The organism is Candidatus Limnocylindrales bacterium, assembly GCA_035571835.1.
Classification (GTDB): Bacteria; Desulfobacterota; Binatia; order UBA1149; family CAITLU01; genus DATNBU01.
In genome coordinates, this window is record DATNBU010000012.1 from 35,641 (window position 1) to 52,446 (window position 16,806).

Here is a 16,806-nt window from a genome sequence, read left to right on the forward strand (position 1 = left end):
GTCAGAATCGTCGCCGACTCAGCCGTCAAACCTTCGCTCGACTCAGCCGTCAGAGAACCTTCGCTTCGCTCTGGAGGACGCGCAGAAGCTCATCCACCGAATCGACCTTGCGGCCGGCCGAGCGCGCAGGCGGCGGCGTGACCTTCCTGATGCGAAGACGCGGCGTCAGATCCACGCCGAGGCTGGCGGCATCGATCTCTTCGAGCGGCTTCTTGCGGGCCTTCATGATGCCCGGCAGCGATGCATAGCGCGGCTCGTTCAGGCGAAGGTCGTTGGTGATGATGGCCGGCAGCGGAACCTCGACGGTTTCCATGCCGCCGTCGACTTCGCGCATCAGCGTTGCCGACGTCTTGTCGGCCGAGAGCGTCAGCTTCGAGATGAACGTGGCCTGCGGCCAGCCCAGCAGCTGCGCGAGCATCTGGCCGACTTCGTTCGAGTCGTCGTCGGTCGCCTGCTTGCCCATCAGCACGAACGCGGGCTGCTCTTTCTCGATCACCTTGACGAGAATTCGCGCGACCACCGTCGGATCCGGACGCTCGGCCTTGACGAGGATCGCGCGGTCGGCGCCCATAGCGAGCGTGGTCCGCAGCTGTTCCTGGGCCTCCGACGGCCCGACGGTCACGACGATGACCTCGACGCCGCCCTGGGCCTCCTTGATGCGCAGAGCCTCCTCGACGGCGATTTCGTCGAAGGGGTTCACGACCCATTTCAGACCAGACTCGACGATTCCGGTGCCCTCGGGGTTCACCTTGATCGTCGATTCGTTATCCGGCACGCGCTTGGCGGTGACCAGAATCTTCACGCTGAGTAGCCTCCTCGGATAGTTGAAAGGCGCCGTCCCCGGGCGCTGTTTCCGCGCAGTGGAACCCGCGGCGGGTACCATGCGAAGGCTTGTGACGCAACTGTCAGTTGGGCCTGTTGCCTCGCGAACGCGGGCACGCAAAGAAGCACCCATGGGCACGATCGGCACCAGTGGAAAGATCCTCCTGTTCGGCCAGGCACAGTTCGGCCAGAAGGTTTTCGAGGAGCTCGTTCGCCGCGGCCACGAGGTCGTTGCGGTCTGTCCGCCGCCGGACGCCGCCGGCAAACCGGACGATCCGCTCAAGGCCGCGGCCGTCGCCGCGGGCGTGCGCGTCGTGCAACGCAGGAGCTATCGCGGCGCGGATGCGGCCGCAGAGACCGGTGCCGCGTCGGCCGATCTTGCCGTGCTCGCGTACGTCACGCAGATCATTCCGTCGGCGGTGCTCGATGCCCCGCGATTCGGCTCGATCTGTTTTCATCCGTCGCTGCTTCCGGCGTATCGCGGAGGATCGGCGATCAACTGGCAGATCATCGACGGATGCACGAAGAGCGGCGTGACGCTTTTTCGTCCCGACGACGGCATCGACGAAGGACCGATCCTTCTTCAGAAAGAGCTCGAGATCGGATGCGACGATACTGCGGGCTCGTTCTACTACGGCAAGGTTTTCGACGCGGGCGTGACGGCGACCGTCGAATGCGCCGAGCTCGTGCTTGCGGGAAAGGCGAACGGCAAAGCACAGGACGAATCGCTCGCGACGTACGAGCCGCTGTGCCGCAGCGAGCATGCCCACGTCGACTGGGCGCGCTCGGTGCGGCAGGTGCACAACCTGATCCGCGGATGCGATCCGTCGCCGGGAGCCCACAGCGAGATCGGCGAACGCTCGGTGCGCCTGTACGGATCGAAGATCGCGTCGTCACGCGACCGCTCGGCTCCCGGAACTGTGCTCGCCGTCACCAGCTCCGGTGTCGAGATCGCAGCTGCCGGGGGAAGCGTCCTCATCGCGAAGCTCGGTGTGGACGGCAAGAAGATCGCGGCGATCGAGGCCGCGTCGGCGCTCGGTCTCGCGCCGGGCTCGAGATTCGGCGTAGACCGGCCATGAAGAAATCGGGGACAGACACCGATTTCCCGAAATCGGTGTCTGTCCCCGATTTTTCGCTCCATTTCGACGTCGAGCCTGATCGCGAATCGGTGCGCCGGGGTCTCGCTGCGCACGTCCGCACCATCCTGAACATCTTCAAAAACGCCGGCGACTTTTTGCCGCTTCGGCGATTAATCGCTCCCCAATGGAGGGCTTCCGTGGCAAGGTAGATCGTCAGGTTCTGCGTGCGTCCGATCACGTTCTGGGGGAATCCAATATGGTCCGTTCTCGTGTGGTTTCAGGAGCCATCCTTGCGCTGATGGCGGTCTCGGGCACTTCGCTTGCCGATCAGCAGACTTCCGGTCAGCAGAAATGTCTTAACAAGGTTTCAGGCGGCGGCCGCAAAGTGACGAGCAGCACGATTCGCAACTCGTCCGACTGCATGAAGAAAGGCTCCGCGGGTTCCCTGCCTCCGGGAACCACCGCCCAGGATTGTCTGTTCGCCGATCTCAAGGGGCGCATCGCGAAGGCCCGCCTCAAGGTCGATTCGGCGGGGCAGAGCTACTGCATCTCGCCGGTGCCGCCCGATTTCGGATACACCGACTCGACTCTGGTCGGCGATGCGCACGAAGACGAAGCCGTCGCGCTGGTTCCGGATTGTTTCGGCAGTGATCTCGACGCCGCGCTCGCCGGGCCGCTTGCTGCCGATCCCAGTGCGAAGTGCTCCGCGGGTACGCTCAGCGCCACATCGCGGATCTCCGATGCGATGCTCAAGCAGTATCTCGGCTGCATGAAAACCGGCCTGAAGGACGGTTCGATCACCGATGCCGCCGGCCTGACTCTATGCCTCGACGCAATCACCGCCGATCCGAAAGGGACGGTCGCCAAGGCCGTTTCCAAGGCGCAGGGCAAGATCGAGTCGCTCTGCCCTGCAGCTCCGGGACCGTTCTTCCCCGAGCTCGACGGTGCGGGCGAGCTCTGCGACCGCTACGGCCTTGCGCTCCCGCTCAACGCTTCCACGCTGACGACCTGTCTCAGCAACCGCATGCGCTGCCGGATCTGCCGGACGGTGAACGCCGCGCAGGATCTCTCGCGTAACTGCGATCTGTTCGACGACGGAAGCATCGATGGAACCTGCCCGCAGTGTCCGAACGGCGTCGTCGATTCGGGCGAGCAGTGCGACGACGGCAACGCGAGCAACAACGACCTGTGCGTCGGCAACTGCGTCGATGCGACCTGCGGCGACGGCTTCGTCCGTACGGGAGCGGAAGAATGCGACAACGGCGACGCGAACAGCGACACCACTCCGAACGCATGCCGAGAAGACTGCACGCTGCCGTTCTGCGGCGACGGCGTCATCGACAATGCGAATGGTGAAAGCTGCGACGAAGGCGGCGTCAATACGCCGACGTGCGATGCCGACTGCACGCTGCCGACCTGCCATGACGGCACGCTCAACCTTCTCGCCGGCGAGCAGTGCGACGACGGCAACACCGTCAACACCGACGCGTGCGTCGGCAACTGCCAGACCGCGACCTGCGGCGACGGATACGTTCGATCCGGCCTCGAAAACTGCGACGGCGGCGACTGCTGCACGCTGCTGTGCACGTACGCGCTCCCGGGTACGTCGTGCACCGGTACGGCAACGACGTGCGTCGCGCCGCAGTGCAACGCTTCCGGCGCGTGCCTGAACCTGCCGACCAACGAAGGCGGCACGTGCGACGACGGGACGATCTGCACTCCCACGTCCACTTGCCAGAGCGGCTCCTGCGTCGGCATCTATGGCGGCGTCGGGGCGGCCTGCGACTGGGCCGTCGTCGGCGCGACCGGCGGCAACACCGAGCTCATCAGCCTGAACGCCATGCAGTCGCTCGGCGGCGGCGACTGGTGCGGCAACACCGGAAACTTCGTCGTGAGCTCGTCGTTCAGCGGTGACATCGTCGCGACCGACGACGACTCGGGCGTGGCCATGGTCTTTGCCGACCTCATCACCGTCAACGGCGGCGACATCGTCACGAACAACTTCCGCGTGAACTCGACCTTGGTCGGCAGCGTGAGCCTGCCCGGCGTTCCGGGCATATCGACGATCGCGCCGGGACAGCACGTGCTGAAGAACCCGAACCCGACGTTCTACGACACGACCGGCACCGATCCGCGCGTCGCCAGGTGCCAGACCGCGCAGGCGAGCATCCCCACGACCAAGGCGAACCTCGACGGCCTCGCGGGCGGGATCAACCTTGGCACGCTTCTGAAGGATCTGGACATCAACGGGACGACGCGCAACGTGACGGCGGCGGTCGCCGGCGCAGTCAACGTCTACGACACGCAGTTCCTCAACGGCACCGGCGCCAACGTGACGATCACGCTGGATGGCGGCGGAAACGCGAACACGGTCATGGTCTTCCGCATCTCGGACCGCATGAACACCGGATCGAACTGGATCTTCAACCTGACGAACGGGCTGACGGCGAACCACCTGCTGTTCTACGTGGCCAAGACGAGCGGCATCGAGAACTGCGCCCTCGGCCTCAGCAACACCGGGGGCGGTACGATCTTCTGTCCGCGCCAGCAGGTGCACGTGAACTCGGGCACGATCTGGTCGGGCGCCGCCTACGGCGGCGACAGCGGATCGAAGGGCCAGATCAGCATCGGAGCTTCCGCCCAGCTCACCTACGTCCCGTTCACGGCGGCGCTGCCCTGACAGAGAAAATGGGGACAGGTACATTTAATTTTTGCGCGCAAATTCGCGCTGGGCGAATTTGCAGCAGTTTTTTAAATGTACCTGTCCCCTTTATTTTTGTGCCGATAATTCGAAGCCTTCGTAGCCGTTTGCGGCGATCGCGTCGGCCTTTTCGACGTATTCGGGAAATCCCAGGTACGGCATGAACACGCGCGGTTTGCCGGGGATGTTCGCGCCGATGTACCACGAGTTGCACGTCGGATAGAGCGTCGCATCGGCGATCTCGTTGACGTGCAGGGCCCACGCGTTCTCCGCGTCGCGGTTCGGCTCGATGCTGCTTTTGCCGCTGCTTCGCAGGTACGCGATGCAAGCGGAGATCCAGTTCACGTGCTGCTCGATCGACGGCACCATGTTGGAAAGCACCGACGGGCTTCCCGGGCCGGTGATGAAGAACAGGTTTGGAAATCCCGCCGTCGCAAGGCCCAGATACGTGCGCGGCCCTTCCGACCATTTCTGCCGCAGCGCGAGGCCGTCCCGTCCGCGGATGTCGACGGCGAGCAGCGCACCGGTCATCGCATCGAACCCGGTCGCGAAAACGATCGCATCCACTTCATACTCGACGCCGCCCGCGGTGAGGCCTCCGGGCGTCAGCGCTTCGATCGGCCGCGACGTGACGTCGATGAGCGTCACGTTCGGCCGGTTGAACGTCTCGTAGTAGTGCGTGTCGCTGCACAGGCGCTTGCAGCCGAGCACGGTACGCGGCGTCAGCAGATCGGCGACTTCGCGGTCGCGTACGATCTCACGGATCTTCGCACGCACGAAGTCGGCGGCGGTGTCGTTGGCTTCGCGGCTCGTGATCAGGTCGCTGAACGCGCCGAGGAACGGAAGCCCTCCGCTCTCCCAGCGGCGCTCGTATTCGGCCAGTCGTTCCTGCTCGCTGACGTCGAGCGCCGCGACCTCTTCGCTTCGCGTGTTGAAGCCGAACGGCATTCCGGCCGCGCGGCTGCGCAGCTCGGCATAGTCCTTCTTGATGCGGGCAACCTCGGCGGGATCGAGCGGATGGTTGCGCGCCGGGATCGAGAAATTCGGCGTGCGCTGGAACACGTACAGGTGCTCCGCCTCTTCGGCGATGAGCGGGATCGCCTGCACCGCCGAGCTGCCGGTGCCGATCACCGCGACGCGCTTTCCCGAAAAATCGACGCCTTCGTGCGGCCAGCGGCCGGTGTGAAACGTCTGTCCGCGAAACGTGTCCTGGCCGGGAAATTTCGGCAGGTTGGTCGACGACAGGCACCCGGTCGCCATGATGAAGTAGCGGGCCGACCACTGTCCGCCGTCGCTGGTGCGCACCGTCCAGCGCGCCGACTCTTCGTCGTACACCGCGCTCTCGACGCGCGTCTCGAGCTGGATGTCGCCGCGCAGATCGAAGCGGTCGGCGACGTGGTTCAGATAGCGAAGGATCTCGGGCTGCGACGAGTACCGCTCGGTCCACTGCCAGTCCTGCTGCAGCTCGTCCGAGAACTGGTACGAGTACTCCATGCTCTCGACGTCGCAGCGCGCGCCCGGATAGCGGTTCCAGAACCACGTTCCGCCGACGCCGCTTCCTGCTTCGAAGGCGCGTACGGTGAGCCCGAGCGAGCGCAGGCGGTGCAGCATGTACAGGCCGGCGAACCCGGCGCCGACGACGATCGCATCGAGATCGCGGGTAGTCGCAGTGGTCATCGTCTCTTGCGTCCTCATGTCTTGCGCCAGTGCGGCGGGTAGCTTTTCTCGAACGAGTCGCGTGCGCGCATGCGCTCCTGCCATGCGGCGAGCCACGGAGTCTCGGCGACCTCGAGCTTTACGCCCGCGCGTCCGGCGATCTCAACGAACGGGGTCCATGTCGTATCGGCACGGGACAGCGAGCCGCCCATCAGGAAATCGCCGCCGCGCCCGGCAGCCCGTGCTTCGAGCCGTGCGAGCTCGGCGCGCACGTCGCTGCGCCGGTCGGCCATCGTCTTCGGGTCGCGCTTGTCTTCCGGCGTGAAGAACGCGATCTGCGCGAGGCCGCGGAACGCGTCGTTCATGTAGACGGTGCACTCGAGCTCCTCGATCCGCGTCTGCGCGCGGGCAGCCGGATCGGACGGAAGCAGCGGCCGATCCGGATACTTTTCCTCGAGATATTCGACGATCGCCTGCGACTCGTAGAGGGCCGCGTTGCCGTCTTCGAGCACCGGGACCTTGCCGTGCGGATTGATCGCGAGGTACTCGGGTTTTTTGAGATCGCCTGCGCTGAAGCTGTGCAGCTTCGCCTCGTACGCGAGACCTTTCTCTTCGAGCGCGAGCTGTACCCGCCATGCCCACGGAGATCCGGATGCAAAGTGAAACCGAATCATGCGTTACCTCCGGCTGCCAGGATTCCGCGCAGTTCGTAGCACGGGGCCTGCGGTGACCAAATCGGCGATTCGGCAAGCGACGACGGTACGATCGAGCTCGTCAGGCGGCGCAGCGCACCGGCGTGGCACCGAGAACGGCGGTCAGCACCGATGGATCGAGCGAGACGAGATGTCCGCGACGTCCGCCGTTGATGAAGATGCGCGGCAATTCGAGGATGCTCGACTCGACGAACACGGGCATCGTCCTGCGGGTCGCGAAGGGCGACGTGCCGCCGACGAGATAACCGCTGTGGCGCTCGGCCACGTCGGGCCGGCAGACCTCGACGGACTTCACACCAATGGCACGAGCGAGGTTCTTCGTGCTGACTTCGCGATCGCCGTGCATCAGCACGACGAGCGGGCTGCCGGTCTCGTCCTGCATCACGAGCGTCTTGACGACTTCATGCTCCGGCACGGCGAGCTGCCGCGACGACTCGGCCGTGCCGCCGCGATCGACGTAATCGTAGCCGTGTTCGGTGAATTCGACGCTGCGCGCACGCAGCCATGTGGTCGCGGGGGTCTGGCCGAGGTGCCGGTCTTTCTTCTGCTTTGCCATGGCGCGGCGGCAGATTGTGCCGGGCGCAGTGACGAGTCGCCAATTGGCTCTAACTCATGCACCTCCGCGCACGGCTCGAACCACTCGACGCCAAAACGGTTTGTACAGCTGCACATTATCCCCGGTTGAAAAATCTATCCCCACGCCCATGAACGGCTCGACTCGAGAAGATGTCGATGTCCAGAGGGGATCGCCAGACCAGCAATCGCACGTTACGGACGTGCATCCCGGAGTACACGCCGACGCGAACGCCGAGAACACCATGGGAGCGGGCCCAGCCAGCGACACAAGAGACCTCAGCTCGAAATAGTTGGGCACGCGCCAGTCGCTGAAGCCCGCGAAGTTCGCCGCGTTCAGATTCGCGACTTTCACGGTGACCGCTTCCTCGATGCTGTAGAGATCCCTGTAGTCGTGAAGGCTGTCGTCGAACGAAAGCTTCTCCCACGTCAGCCTGGTCGCCGCGTCCGTGATGGTTCCGTCGCTGTTGTCGACGAAGGCATGCGACACTCCCTTCCGGAATTCTCCGTCTTGCCCCGTGCCCCCGCACGCGATTGCAGAGCCATCCGGCGCATAGCATTTCGACTGTCCGGTCTGCAGCGTCGCTTTCAGGCTATTGCTGCAATCGGTCAAGCACCGAGGCAGCTCATCGCGGCAATCAGCGTACTCGGCGTCACAGGCGACGGCGTCCACAGGAAGAACTCCGCCGGCCAACGCAGCATCTGCGGCCGACAGACAGGAACCCACGAAGTCGCGAATCTCGTCCTTGGCGACGCTCGGACACGGTGTTCCCGACGCTGCTGCCTTGCTATCGACACTCTCCCAGGACACGTCGAACTTGCCGACGCAGACAAGAATCGACTCATCGCGCTTTTCCGCGTCGAGGGAGCCGCCCCTGACGAACTTGTCTTCCGCCTTCTGCAAACAGGCGGCTAACTTGCCGACCAGTGTGTGCCGGGCCATTTCACAGTCCCGTTCAGCCATAGTCTCGGCCGTTCTCGCCTCGGAACTGAGCGCCAGCAGGAACAGAGCCGTCGGAATCACTACCTTCATCGTGCTCTCTCCAGAGTAGTGTACACCACCAACATCCCGTCGTTGTCGGCTACGAGCCACTGCGAACCGCTCGCACTTGCATCGAGCTGTTCTTGTCTGACGGAAAGAAAGCTCCGCTGGGAACGAACATCGCGAGCGCGCTTGTCGTGTCTTTCCAGTCGGTGGTCGATGACCAGTTTGCTGCTCGGGAGATCAGGCAACTGCAGGTCAGCACCGAGCAGTCCGGCGTACAGGGCGACCGAAACACAGCGTACGGTCCAGGCCCATACGTCGGGTCGCTGGAGGGTGAGAAATCGTCTGGGGTGTATTCCATCTGCGACTCGAGCTCGAACGCGTTGGGCATGCGCCAGTCGCCGTGGCCGGCGAAGTTCATCGCATTCAGGCCGGCGATCTTGACGTCAAAGGCATCCGACCACGAATACACATTCTCCTGGTCGTGGATGCTGCCGTCCGAGGAAAATTTCTCCCACATCAGACCCGTCGCATTGTCGGAAATGGTCCCATCGCCGTTATCCACGAAGCTGCGCGCGGCGCCTTTTTGCAGTTCCCCGTCCTGTCCGGTGCCGGAACAGGGAATCGTGATCCCCATCGTATCGAGACAGATCGACTGTCCGGTTTGAAGCGGCGGTCTCGGGCCGGGCTCGCAAGCGGACAGGCAAGTCGCCAGCGAACTGTTGCAGTCGCTGAATCCGGCATTGCAGGTCGCAACATCGGGCGGCAACGCGTCCCCGTGCAGTGCCGCGTCTACCGCACCCATGCAGACGCCAACGAAGTCCTTGATCTCCCATCTGGCGGCGGTCGGGCAGGAGTCACCGTCGGCCGCAGCGCGGGTTTCGTCGTCGAGCCACGACGAAGAGTACCGGCGTACACATTGGAATTCGTCGTCGTCGAGTCGGTTGGTGTCCGTCGAGCCGCCGCGAACGAAGTTCCTTTGAGCCTTCTCGAAGCAGGCCGCCAATCGACCAACGAGCTTGTGCCGCGCGGCTTCACAGTCCTGTGACGGCGTTAACTCACCGGCCGTCGCCGGGCAGCTCAGAGCCAGGACAAAGAGGCAGACTGGGATCGTTTTTCTCATCGCCCTCTCGCTGGATATTGCATCCGGCCATTCGCAAACGCGCCGGGCGTGTTTTCCGCTACATCTGCGAATGACCGATCATGAGTAGCACTTCCTTTCGAGAATCGGCAAGCCCAGCTAGTTAAAACGGAGGAGCCTGCGCTGGGCCAGATTCTGTTGTCGGGTTTGTCAGCCGAATGTCCGGGCTGTAGTTCGGGATTCGGACGCGGCTAAGTCGTCGGAGGCAGAGGCGCCAGTTGATGGAACGGCCGCTTCTCGGCGCAGCAGCCCCTCCCGCTTTATCCTGTCATACGCTTCAGCGTAGTTGGCTCCCCTTCACGGACTGAAACTGGACCTTAGTCTCCTCGCGTCTGGAGAGTAGAAACGATGGTGCCGGCCGCCGGCCTGCTGCGGCGGCCATTCGGCTGATGTCGTTGAAGTCGGCCGGCGAAAGGAGAACGCCATGCTCAAGCTCTACTACGCGCCCCGGACCCGCTCGGTTCGCATCCGCTGGCTGCTCGAGGAGCTTGGCATTCCTCATGAGCTAGAGCGCGTGGAGTTCCGTCCGCAGCCGACGGCCTTCGCGCAGACGACTCCGCTCGGCAAGTTCCCGGTGCTCGACGACGGCGGCGTGGTATTCGGCGAATCGGGCGCAATCCTCGAATACATCCTCGAGCGATACGGCGACGGGCGGCTCGCGCCGCCGATCGGTTCGCCCGAACGCGGACCATTCCTGCAGTGGGTACATTTCGCCGAAGGCACGGCGTTTCCGCCGCTCGGCGTGATCATCTGGCACCGGCTCTACCTCGGCAACGCCGATCAGATCCCGCTTGCGATCGATTCGGCGACCGAGCGCGCACGATCTGCGCTTTCGGTCGTCGAGGATAACCTTCGCACGAGGCCTTATGTTCTTGGCGACGAGTTCTGTGCGGCCGACATCATGCTCGGATTCACGCTAGCTGCCGCGCAGTTCCTCGGCGTGCTCGACGAGAGCTATCCGAAGACACTTTCATACCTGGGAAGGCTGACGGAGCGGCCTGCATTCCAGAGGGCCAGCGCGGACTGACGACTCGCGACCCTCAGCGAGACCGCGGCATCGATAGAATTCTTCAGGCCGCCGGATCGTAAACGGCCGCTCACTTGCGGCGCGGCGGGATCGTGCAGGCTTCATCCGGCGCAAGACCGAGCGGCCGCGCCTGCAGATTCAGATAGTTGCCGACAGCGTTCAGCCACGTCAGCTCGATGATCTCACGCTCCGAGAAGTGGCGCCGGAGTCCCTCGAATGTCTCGTCCGACGCCTGGCGAACGGTGTTGATCTCTTCGACGTAGCGAAGCGCCGCGCGCTCGCGTTCGCCGAAGCGCTCGCTGGCGGCATACTCGGCCAGCGCGTCGGCGTCCTCGCGTGTGAGCGATCCGTGCGCGATGGCCAGACGCGTCTCCAGATTGTCGCAGAACATGCACCCGTTGATGCGCGAGCCGAACACCCGAACCAGTGACTGCACGCGACGGTCGAGCGTCAGGCCATACTCCGACGTCAGCACGACGAGCAGGTGTCCGATGATCAGCCGCGGTGCCCGAGCGAAGATCACCTGCGCGGGCAGCGGAGCGCCGATGCTTCGGTAGATTGCCAGTGCGAGCCAGTGAAGCGGGTTCCACGACCATGCGATCGGTGTCAGCCGTGGATGAGCCTCTGCCGTCCCACGCGCCATCCGTTCTGCCGCAATTGCAGTTTCCATCGCAGTTCTCCTTCGTCGTGTACACGAAGCACGATGCGCGGAAGTTACACGAAATCGGGGACAGACACCGATTTCGCGAAATCGGTGTCTGTCCCCGGTTTCTCACGGCCCGCGTCTCAGGCCGCGCGTCGTTTTCGTTCCGCGGGGTCGGCGGGGAAAACGCGCAGCTGCGCGCCTTCGTGGTCGAGCAGCCATTTCTTGTTCGGGAGTCCGCCGCCGAAGCCGGTCAGAGTTCCGTTGCTCCCGATCACGCGATGGCACGGGACGACGATTGCCACGGGATTGGCGCCGTTGGCGGTTCCGACGGCACGGACTGCAGCGGGCTGGCCGATCGCGCGCGCAACCTCGCTGTACGTGCGCGTCTCACCGACGGGGATGCGCTGCAGCTCGGCCCAGACGCTCCGTTGAAAAGGCGTTCCCCAGCATTCGACTTCGATCGGCGCGAGCGCGTCGAGATCGCCTTCGAAATACTGCGTGAGCCTGCTTCGGACGCCGGCGGGATCCCGGACCGCTTCGAATCGTGCACCGGGAAAGCGCCGTTCGAGCGACCGTACGCGCCGGTCCCAGATTCCCTCGAAGCACAGTGCGACGAGCCGACCGTTCGCGACGGCGATGGCAAGCTCGCCGACGGGCGAAGCCATCTCGGTACATGCAAAGTTCATCTGCTGTTCTCCTGCGCGTGGCGCGCGGCGACCATCGCGGTCCGCGCCCGCTCGCGAAAATCGGGGACAGACACCGATTTCGGGAAATCGGTGTCTGTCCCCGATTTCGATTCGATGCCGGTTTTCAGGCTGTGCCAGAGATAGATCGTTGCGTACGATCGCCACGGCCGCCATGCATCCGACTGGCGGCGCACTTCGCCGATGGAAGCGGGGTCTTCGCGACTGCCGAGTGCGTGGCGCAGCCCGAGGTCGGTCTCCGGAAACGCATCCGGCTCGGCGAGCGCACGCATCGCGATGTAGTTGGCCGTCCACGGCCCGATGCCCGGCAGCGCGCACAGGCGCTCGACCGCTTCGTCAAGGCCGAGCGACGCATCGAAGCGAAGCTCGCCGGACGCGATCGCCCGCGCAACGCCGCGAATCGCTTCGGCTCGCGCGCGCGGCAGGCCGATGCGCGACAGGTCGGCATCGACGAGCGCGTCCGCCTTCGGAAACACATGCGTCAGCGAAGCATCGCTCGCGGCCAGCGGCGTTCCGAATGTCGACGCGATCCGGCCGGCAAGCGTGGTCGCCGCTTCCACGGAAATCTGCTGCCCGAGAATCGCGCGCACGGCGAGCTCGAATCCGTCCCACGCGCCGGGCACGCGCAGGCCGGGCAGCGATTCGACGATCGGACGCAGTTTTGCGCTCCGTCCGAGCTGGGCGCCGATCAGCGCAGAGTCGGCGCCGAGGTCGAAGATCCGCCGCACACGCTCGACCACGTCGATCAGGCCGCGGCAGTGCGGATGCTCGACGCGCACGAGAAGATGCGCCGCGTGGTGCGGCCGGTTCGACGTGTCGCGTGAATTCTTCGTGCTCGCAGGCGTTGCGTTCGCATCGTCGCCGGCCGAGCCGAGCCGCACTTCGATGATTCCGGAAGTGCCGCCGATCTCGACCGTACGGCGGTAGCTGCCGCCGGCCACGTGCTCGACGCCCGGAATCGCTCGCAGCGCAAGGAAATCGAGCATCGCGCTCCACGCCAGCGGCGGACGGAACGGAAGCTTGACCACGAGCGCGCCATTGGACGACTCGGCATTCCTGCGATGCGAGCGGCTGCCGCGAAGTGCGGTCGGCGGTTTTCCGAACGTCGTCTTCAGTGCGTGGTTGAACTGGCGAATGCTCGCGAAACCGGATGCGAGCGCGATCTCGGCGATCGGAAGGTCGGTCTCGTCGACGAGGCAGCGCGCGAAATGCACGCGGCGTGCGCGCGCGATTTCGCTCGCCGACGCGCCGAGATGCTGCGCGAACAGCCGCCGGAGCTGCCGCTCGCCGATTCCGAGACGCGCCGCGAACGCTTCGAGGTCGCCGTCGTCGAGCCCGCCTTCCGCGATCAACCGGAGGCCGCGCGAGACGACGGCGGAAGTTCCCGCCCACGCCGGCGTTCCCGGCGCAGTCTCCGGCCGACAACGTTTGCACGGGCGGAATCCCGCCGCTTCGGCCGCAGCAGCGCACGCATAGAAACGCATGTTCGTGAATTTCGGGGGAGTCACCGGGCAGACCGGCCGGCAATAGATGCCGGTGGTGACGACGCCGGTGAAGAAGCGGCCGTCGAAGCGGCGGTCGCGCGACAGGATGGCCTGGTAACAACGCTCCGGATCGAGATCCATGAGGGCTTTCTACATTACCGGCGTGCCGGGGTCTGGCGGTTTCCGGACATGGTCGTCGGGCCGGACGCCGTCGTCGGAAGCCATTGCCTGCAGCGCGCGTCCTGCGTCGTCATCTCTTGCCGGTCGCGATGAGCGGCTCGCCGTCCTTCGTCGGACCCTGCCAGATGAGCCGCAGCGCGTCCGGGCGCAGCCGTGCGCCGTCGATCGCCGCTTCGAGCTCGCGCTTCTGCAGGCGCAGCGCTTCGGTCTCCTCGGGCCGGATGTGGTCGTTGATTTCGGCAAGCCGCGCAAGGCGTTCGAGCTCTTCGTCGAGGCGTGCATCCATCGCCCGGCGCGCGTCGCGCCGGATCTCCGCCGCGCGAGCTTCGGCCAGCTCCTCGGCATGGGCCATCATGCGCGCGACGAGCGGAGCGAGAATGTTCTGGCGCCCGGCGACCCAGATGCCGCTGCCGTCGGCGAGATCGACTTCGGCCGGATCCTCGCTGGTGCTCTCCGGTTGCTTGCGATGCTGGTCGACGACGATGCGCACCGGCACCGGTGCGAGAAACCGGTCGGCATGAAGACGCGCCGGCGCGACCGGCTCGAGCACGTACAGCGCTTCGAGCCACATGCGCGGAGTGCACGTGTCGTCGAGCAGCGCGAACGACGCGTTACCCGACGGCGATGCGAGCAGGAACTCCATGGCATCGCCGAGCAGCGGATGATCGCGCGTCGCAAATTCCAGATCCTCACGCACGAGCGCAGTCTCACGATCGAACGCGAGCACGGTCTCGCCGTGGTCGAGGCTCGGGAACTCGGGGCTGCGCGTGCCGTCGGGATTGAGCAGATACGCGCGCGGAGCAACCTCTTCGGCGTAGACATGGAAATGCTCGAGCAGGCGCAGGAAATAGTCCTCGAGCGCGATGTCGCCGTCGAGCTCGCGGACGGCGTCGATCAGCGGATCGGCGATCTCGCGCCGGAGCGAGGCCATCTCGAGCAGCCGGTCTCGGCCCTGCTCGACGCGCTCGGCAAGCTCCTTCGCCGCTGCGGCGGTTTCGGCAACCAGCGCGTCGACTCTCGACGTGAAGCGCTGCGGATCGCCGGGCGAATCGTCGAGCGCGAGATCGCGCACGCGCGCACCGAACATCTCGAGAAGAGGCCGGCCCGCGAGGCTCGTGCGCCGGAACGCGCCGACGCCTTCGTCGAGCCATCGCACCAATGCCTCGGCGCCGCTGCCGGCAACGTACGGAATGTGGATTTCGACCGTGCCGCGCTGGCCGATGCGGTCGAGGCGACCGATCCGCTGTTCAACGACGTCCGGGTCGAGCGGTACGTCGAACAGCACGAGGTGCTGCGCGTGCTGGAAATTGCGGCCTTCGCTGCCGATCTCCGAGCAGACCATCAGGCGCGCGCCGTCCTCTTCGGCAAACCACGCCGCGCCGCGGTCGCGCTGGAGCAGCGTCAGGCCTTCGTGAAACAGCGCGGTTGCGACGCGGATGCGCGCGGCCAGCGCAGCTTCGATCGCTTCGGCCTTCGCGCGGCTGCTGCAGATGACGAGCACTTTGCGCGGGCCGTCGGGCGCAAGAAGACTCGCGAGCCACTGGATGCGCGGGTCGCCGAACAATGACGGCGATGCGTCCGGTGCTTCGCTTTCGCCGGGGAGATCGAAGCTGCCGTCGTGCCTCGCCGGATCGCCCGCGAGCTGCATTCGGGCGAGATCGCGAGCGATCTCTATTCGGGCGAGATCGCGAGCGATCTCTTTGCTGGCGAGATCGCTTGCGATCTCGAGCCGGAGGCGCTCGGCGATGGTAGCGTCGTCGCCGCCGGCCAGCGGATGAAGATGCACCTCGCGCCGCGGGAAGCCGCGCACGGCCGAGCGCGTGTTGCGGAACATCACGCGACCCGGACCGTGGCGGTCGATCAGCTCGGCAAGCAGGCGATCGCGCGACGCACGGTCCTCGCTGCGCCGGAGCACGTCGTCCGGGCTGACGCCGAGCGCCGACGCGAGCTCGGCTGCATCTTCGGGTGCGACAGGGCGGTCGCCGATCAGTGCGGAGGCAACGCGCGCGGCTTCGCGGAATCCTTCGGCTTCGTGCTTCCAGCGTTCGTAGTCGCCGTAGCGATCGGGATCGAGCAGCCGCAATCTTGCGAAGTGCCCCTCGGCGCCGAGCTGTTCGGGCGTTGCGGTAAGCAGCAGCAGTCCGCCGGCTTCGCGCGAGACGGTTTCGACTGCGACGTAGCCCGCCCCCGGCGCCTCGCGCGACCATTCGAGATGGTGGGCTTCGTCGACGACGACGATGTCCCAGCCGGCTTCTGCCGCCTGGCGCATGCGCGACTCCGAACCGGTCAGCAGCGACAATCCGGCGAGCACGAGCTGTTCCTGCGTGAACGGGTTCGAGCCGGGCTCGCTGTCCTCGGCCGCCGTGCAGCGCTCCTCGTCGTAGACGGAGAAGCGGAGCTGGAAGCGCCGGCGAAGCTCGACGAGCCACTGATGCACGAGCGAGTCGGGCACCAGCACGAGCACGCGCTGCGCGCGCCCGGCGAGCACGAGCCGGCTCAGGATGAGGCCTGCTTCGATGGTCTTGCCGAGACCGGTCTCGTCGGCGAGCAGCACGCGCGGCACGAGGCGCGAGCTGACTTCGGCGGCAACGAAGAACTGATGCGGAAGAAGCTCGATGCGCGGTCCGGCAAACCCGCGCACCGGCGAGCTGCGCACGGCATGGAGCTTGGACAGCGTTTCGCGGCGAAGATCGAACAAGAGGGATGCATCGACGCGCCCCGACGCGAGGCGCTCGCGCGGGCCGCTGACTGTCGTTCCTGCCGCTACGCGCGACTCCGGCAGCTCGCCGTCGCGCGTGCGGTAGTAGAGCAGGTTGTCGCGCTTCTCGACCGACTCGACGACGTGGACGGCGCCGCGGTCGTCCGTCAGCGAGTCGCCGATCGAAAAGCGCACACGCCGCAGCGGCGCGGACTTTGCGACGTACGTGCGAACGTCTTCGGCGGCAGCGAACGCGAGATCGACGACGCGCTCATCGACACGGACGACGACGCCGAGCCCGAGCTCGGGCTCGGCGTCACTGACGTAGCGCTGGCCGATCGCAATGCCGGTCGCGCCGGGGGGAGCGGGGTCTTGTCCGCCGGCGATCGCCATCCGT

The 16,806-nt window shown here is 65.5% G+C and carries 13 protein-coding genes; 3 read left to right on the plus strand and 10 right to left on the minus strand.

Features of this window, described 5'->3' with window-relative positions; all coding sequences use genetic code 11:
* Window positions 1-49: 49 nt before the first annotated feature.
* The gene (locus tag VN634_05425; GenBank protein ID HXC50306.1) at window positions 50-802 is read right to left on the minus strand and encodes an electron transfer flavoprotein subunit beta/FixA family protein; all 753 of its coding nucleotides are present in this window, start codon (window positions 800-802) and stop codon (window positions 50-52) included.
* A 151-nt stretch (window positions 803-953) separates the two neighbouring features.
* On the opposite strand from VN634_05425, the gene VN634_05430 reads away from it, so the two are divergent.
* Window positions 954-1,901 carry a methionyl-tRNA formyltransferase gene (locus VN634_05430; protein HXC50307.1) on the plus strand — a complete coding sequence of 316 codons (948 nt, stop codon included), beginning with the start codon at window positions 954-956 and terminating at the stop codon, window positions 1,899-1,901.
* Between the two features lie 256 nt (window positions 1,902-2,157).
* Window positions 2,158-4,581 carry an ice-binding family protein gene (locus VN634_05435; GenBank protein ID HXC50308.1) on the plus strand — a complete coding sequence of 808 codons (2,424 nt, stop codon included), beginning with the start codon at window positions 2,158-2,160 and terminating at the stop codon, window positions 4,579-4,581.
* A gap of 90 nt (window positions 4,582-4,671) precedes the next feature.
* Here VN634_05435 and VN634_05440 read toward each other — a convergent pair whose 3' ends face one another.
* The 5 genes from VN634_05440 to VN634_05460 all read right to left on the minus strand — a co-directional run bounded on the left by VN634_05440 (window position 4,672) and on the right by VN634_05460 (window position 9,652).
* The gene (locus VN634_05440; GenBank protein ID HXC50309.1) at window positions 4,672-6,279 is read right to left on the minus strand and encodes an NAD(P)/FAD-dependent oxidoreductase; all 1,608 of its coding nucleotides are present in this window, start codon (window positions 6,277-6,279) and stop codon (window positions 4,672-4,674) included.
* Between the two features lie 14 nt (window positions 6,280-6,293).
* Window positions 6,294-6,932 carry a glutathione S-transferase family protein gene (locus VN634_05445; GenBank protein HXC50310.1) on the minus strand — a complete coding sequence of 213 codons (639 nt, stop codon included), beginning with the start codon at window positions 6,930-6,932 and terminating at the stop codon, window positions 6,294-6,296.
* 100 nt (window positions 6,933-7,032) lie between these two features.
* Window positions 7,033-7,527 (minus strand): aminoacyl-tRNA deacylase, encoded by a 495-nt coding sequence (locus VN634_05450; protein ID HXC50311.1) that lies wholly within the window; start codon window positions 7,525-7,527, stop codon window positions 7,033-7,035.
* A gap of 54 nt (window positions 7,528-7,581) precedes the next feature.
* On the minus strand, window positions 7,582-8,577 hold the full coding sequence (locus tag VN634_05455) for a DUF1566 domain-containing protein (protein HXC50312.1): 996 nt from the start codon (window positions 8,575-8,577) through the stop codon (window positions 7,582-7,584).
* A 49-nt stretch (window positions 8,578-8,626) separates the two neighbouring features.
* Entirely contained in the window at window positions 8,627-9,652 is a 1,026-nt protein-coding gene (locus tag VN634_05460) for a DUF1566 domain-containing protein (protein HXC50313.1), read from the minus strand.
* 442 nt (window positions 9,653-10,094) lie between these two features.
* On the opposite strand from VN634_05460, the gene VN634_05465 reads away from it, so the two are divergent.
* Complete coding sequence (locus tag VN634_05465) at window positions 10,095-10,697, plus strand: glutathione S-transferase family protein (GenBank protein HXC50314.1); 603 nt, start codon at window positions 10,095-10,097, stop codon at window positions 10,695-10,697.
* 70 nt (window positions 10,698-10,767) lie between these two features.
* Here VN634_05465 and VN634_05470 read toward each other — a convergent pair whose 3' ends face one another.
* The 4 genes from VN634_05470 to rapA all read right to left on the minus strand — a co-directional run bounded on the left by VN634_05470 (window position 10,768) and on the right by rapA (window position 16,802).
* Window positions 10,768-11,367 carry a carboxymuconolactone decarboxylase family protein gene (locus VN634_05470; protein ID HXC50315.1) on the minus strand — a complete coding sequence of 200 codons (600 nt, stop codon included), beginning with the start codon at window positions 11,365-11,367 and terminating at the stop codon, window positions 10,768-10,770.
* Window positions 11,368-11,483: 116 nt separating this feature from the next.
* Entirely contained in the window at window positions 11,484-12,029 is a 546-nt protein-coding gene (locus tag VN634_05475; protein ID HXC50316.1) for a methylated-DNA--[protein]-cysteine S-methyltransferase, read from the minus strand.
* Window positions 12,026-13,672: an AlkA N-terminal domain-containing protein gene (locus VN634_05480; protein HXC50317.1), complete on the minus strand. Its 1,647-nt coding sequence runs from the start codon at window positions 13,670-13,672 to the stop codon at window positions 12,026-12,028. The genes VN634_05475 and VN634_05480 overlap by 4 nt, the downstream gene beginning before the upstream one ends.
* 109 nt (window positions 13,673-13,781) lie before the next feature.
* Window positions 13,782-16,802, minus strand: coding sequence for an RNA polymerase-associated protein RapA (rapA, locus tag VN634_05485; protein HXC50318.1), 3,021 nt, complete (start codon window positions 16,800-16,802; stop codon window positions 13,782-13,784).
* Window positions 16,803-16,806: the final 4 nt, after the last annotated feature.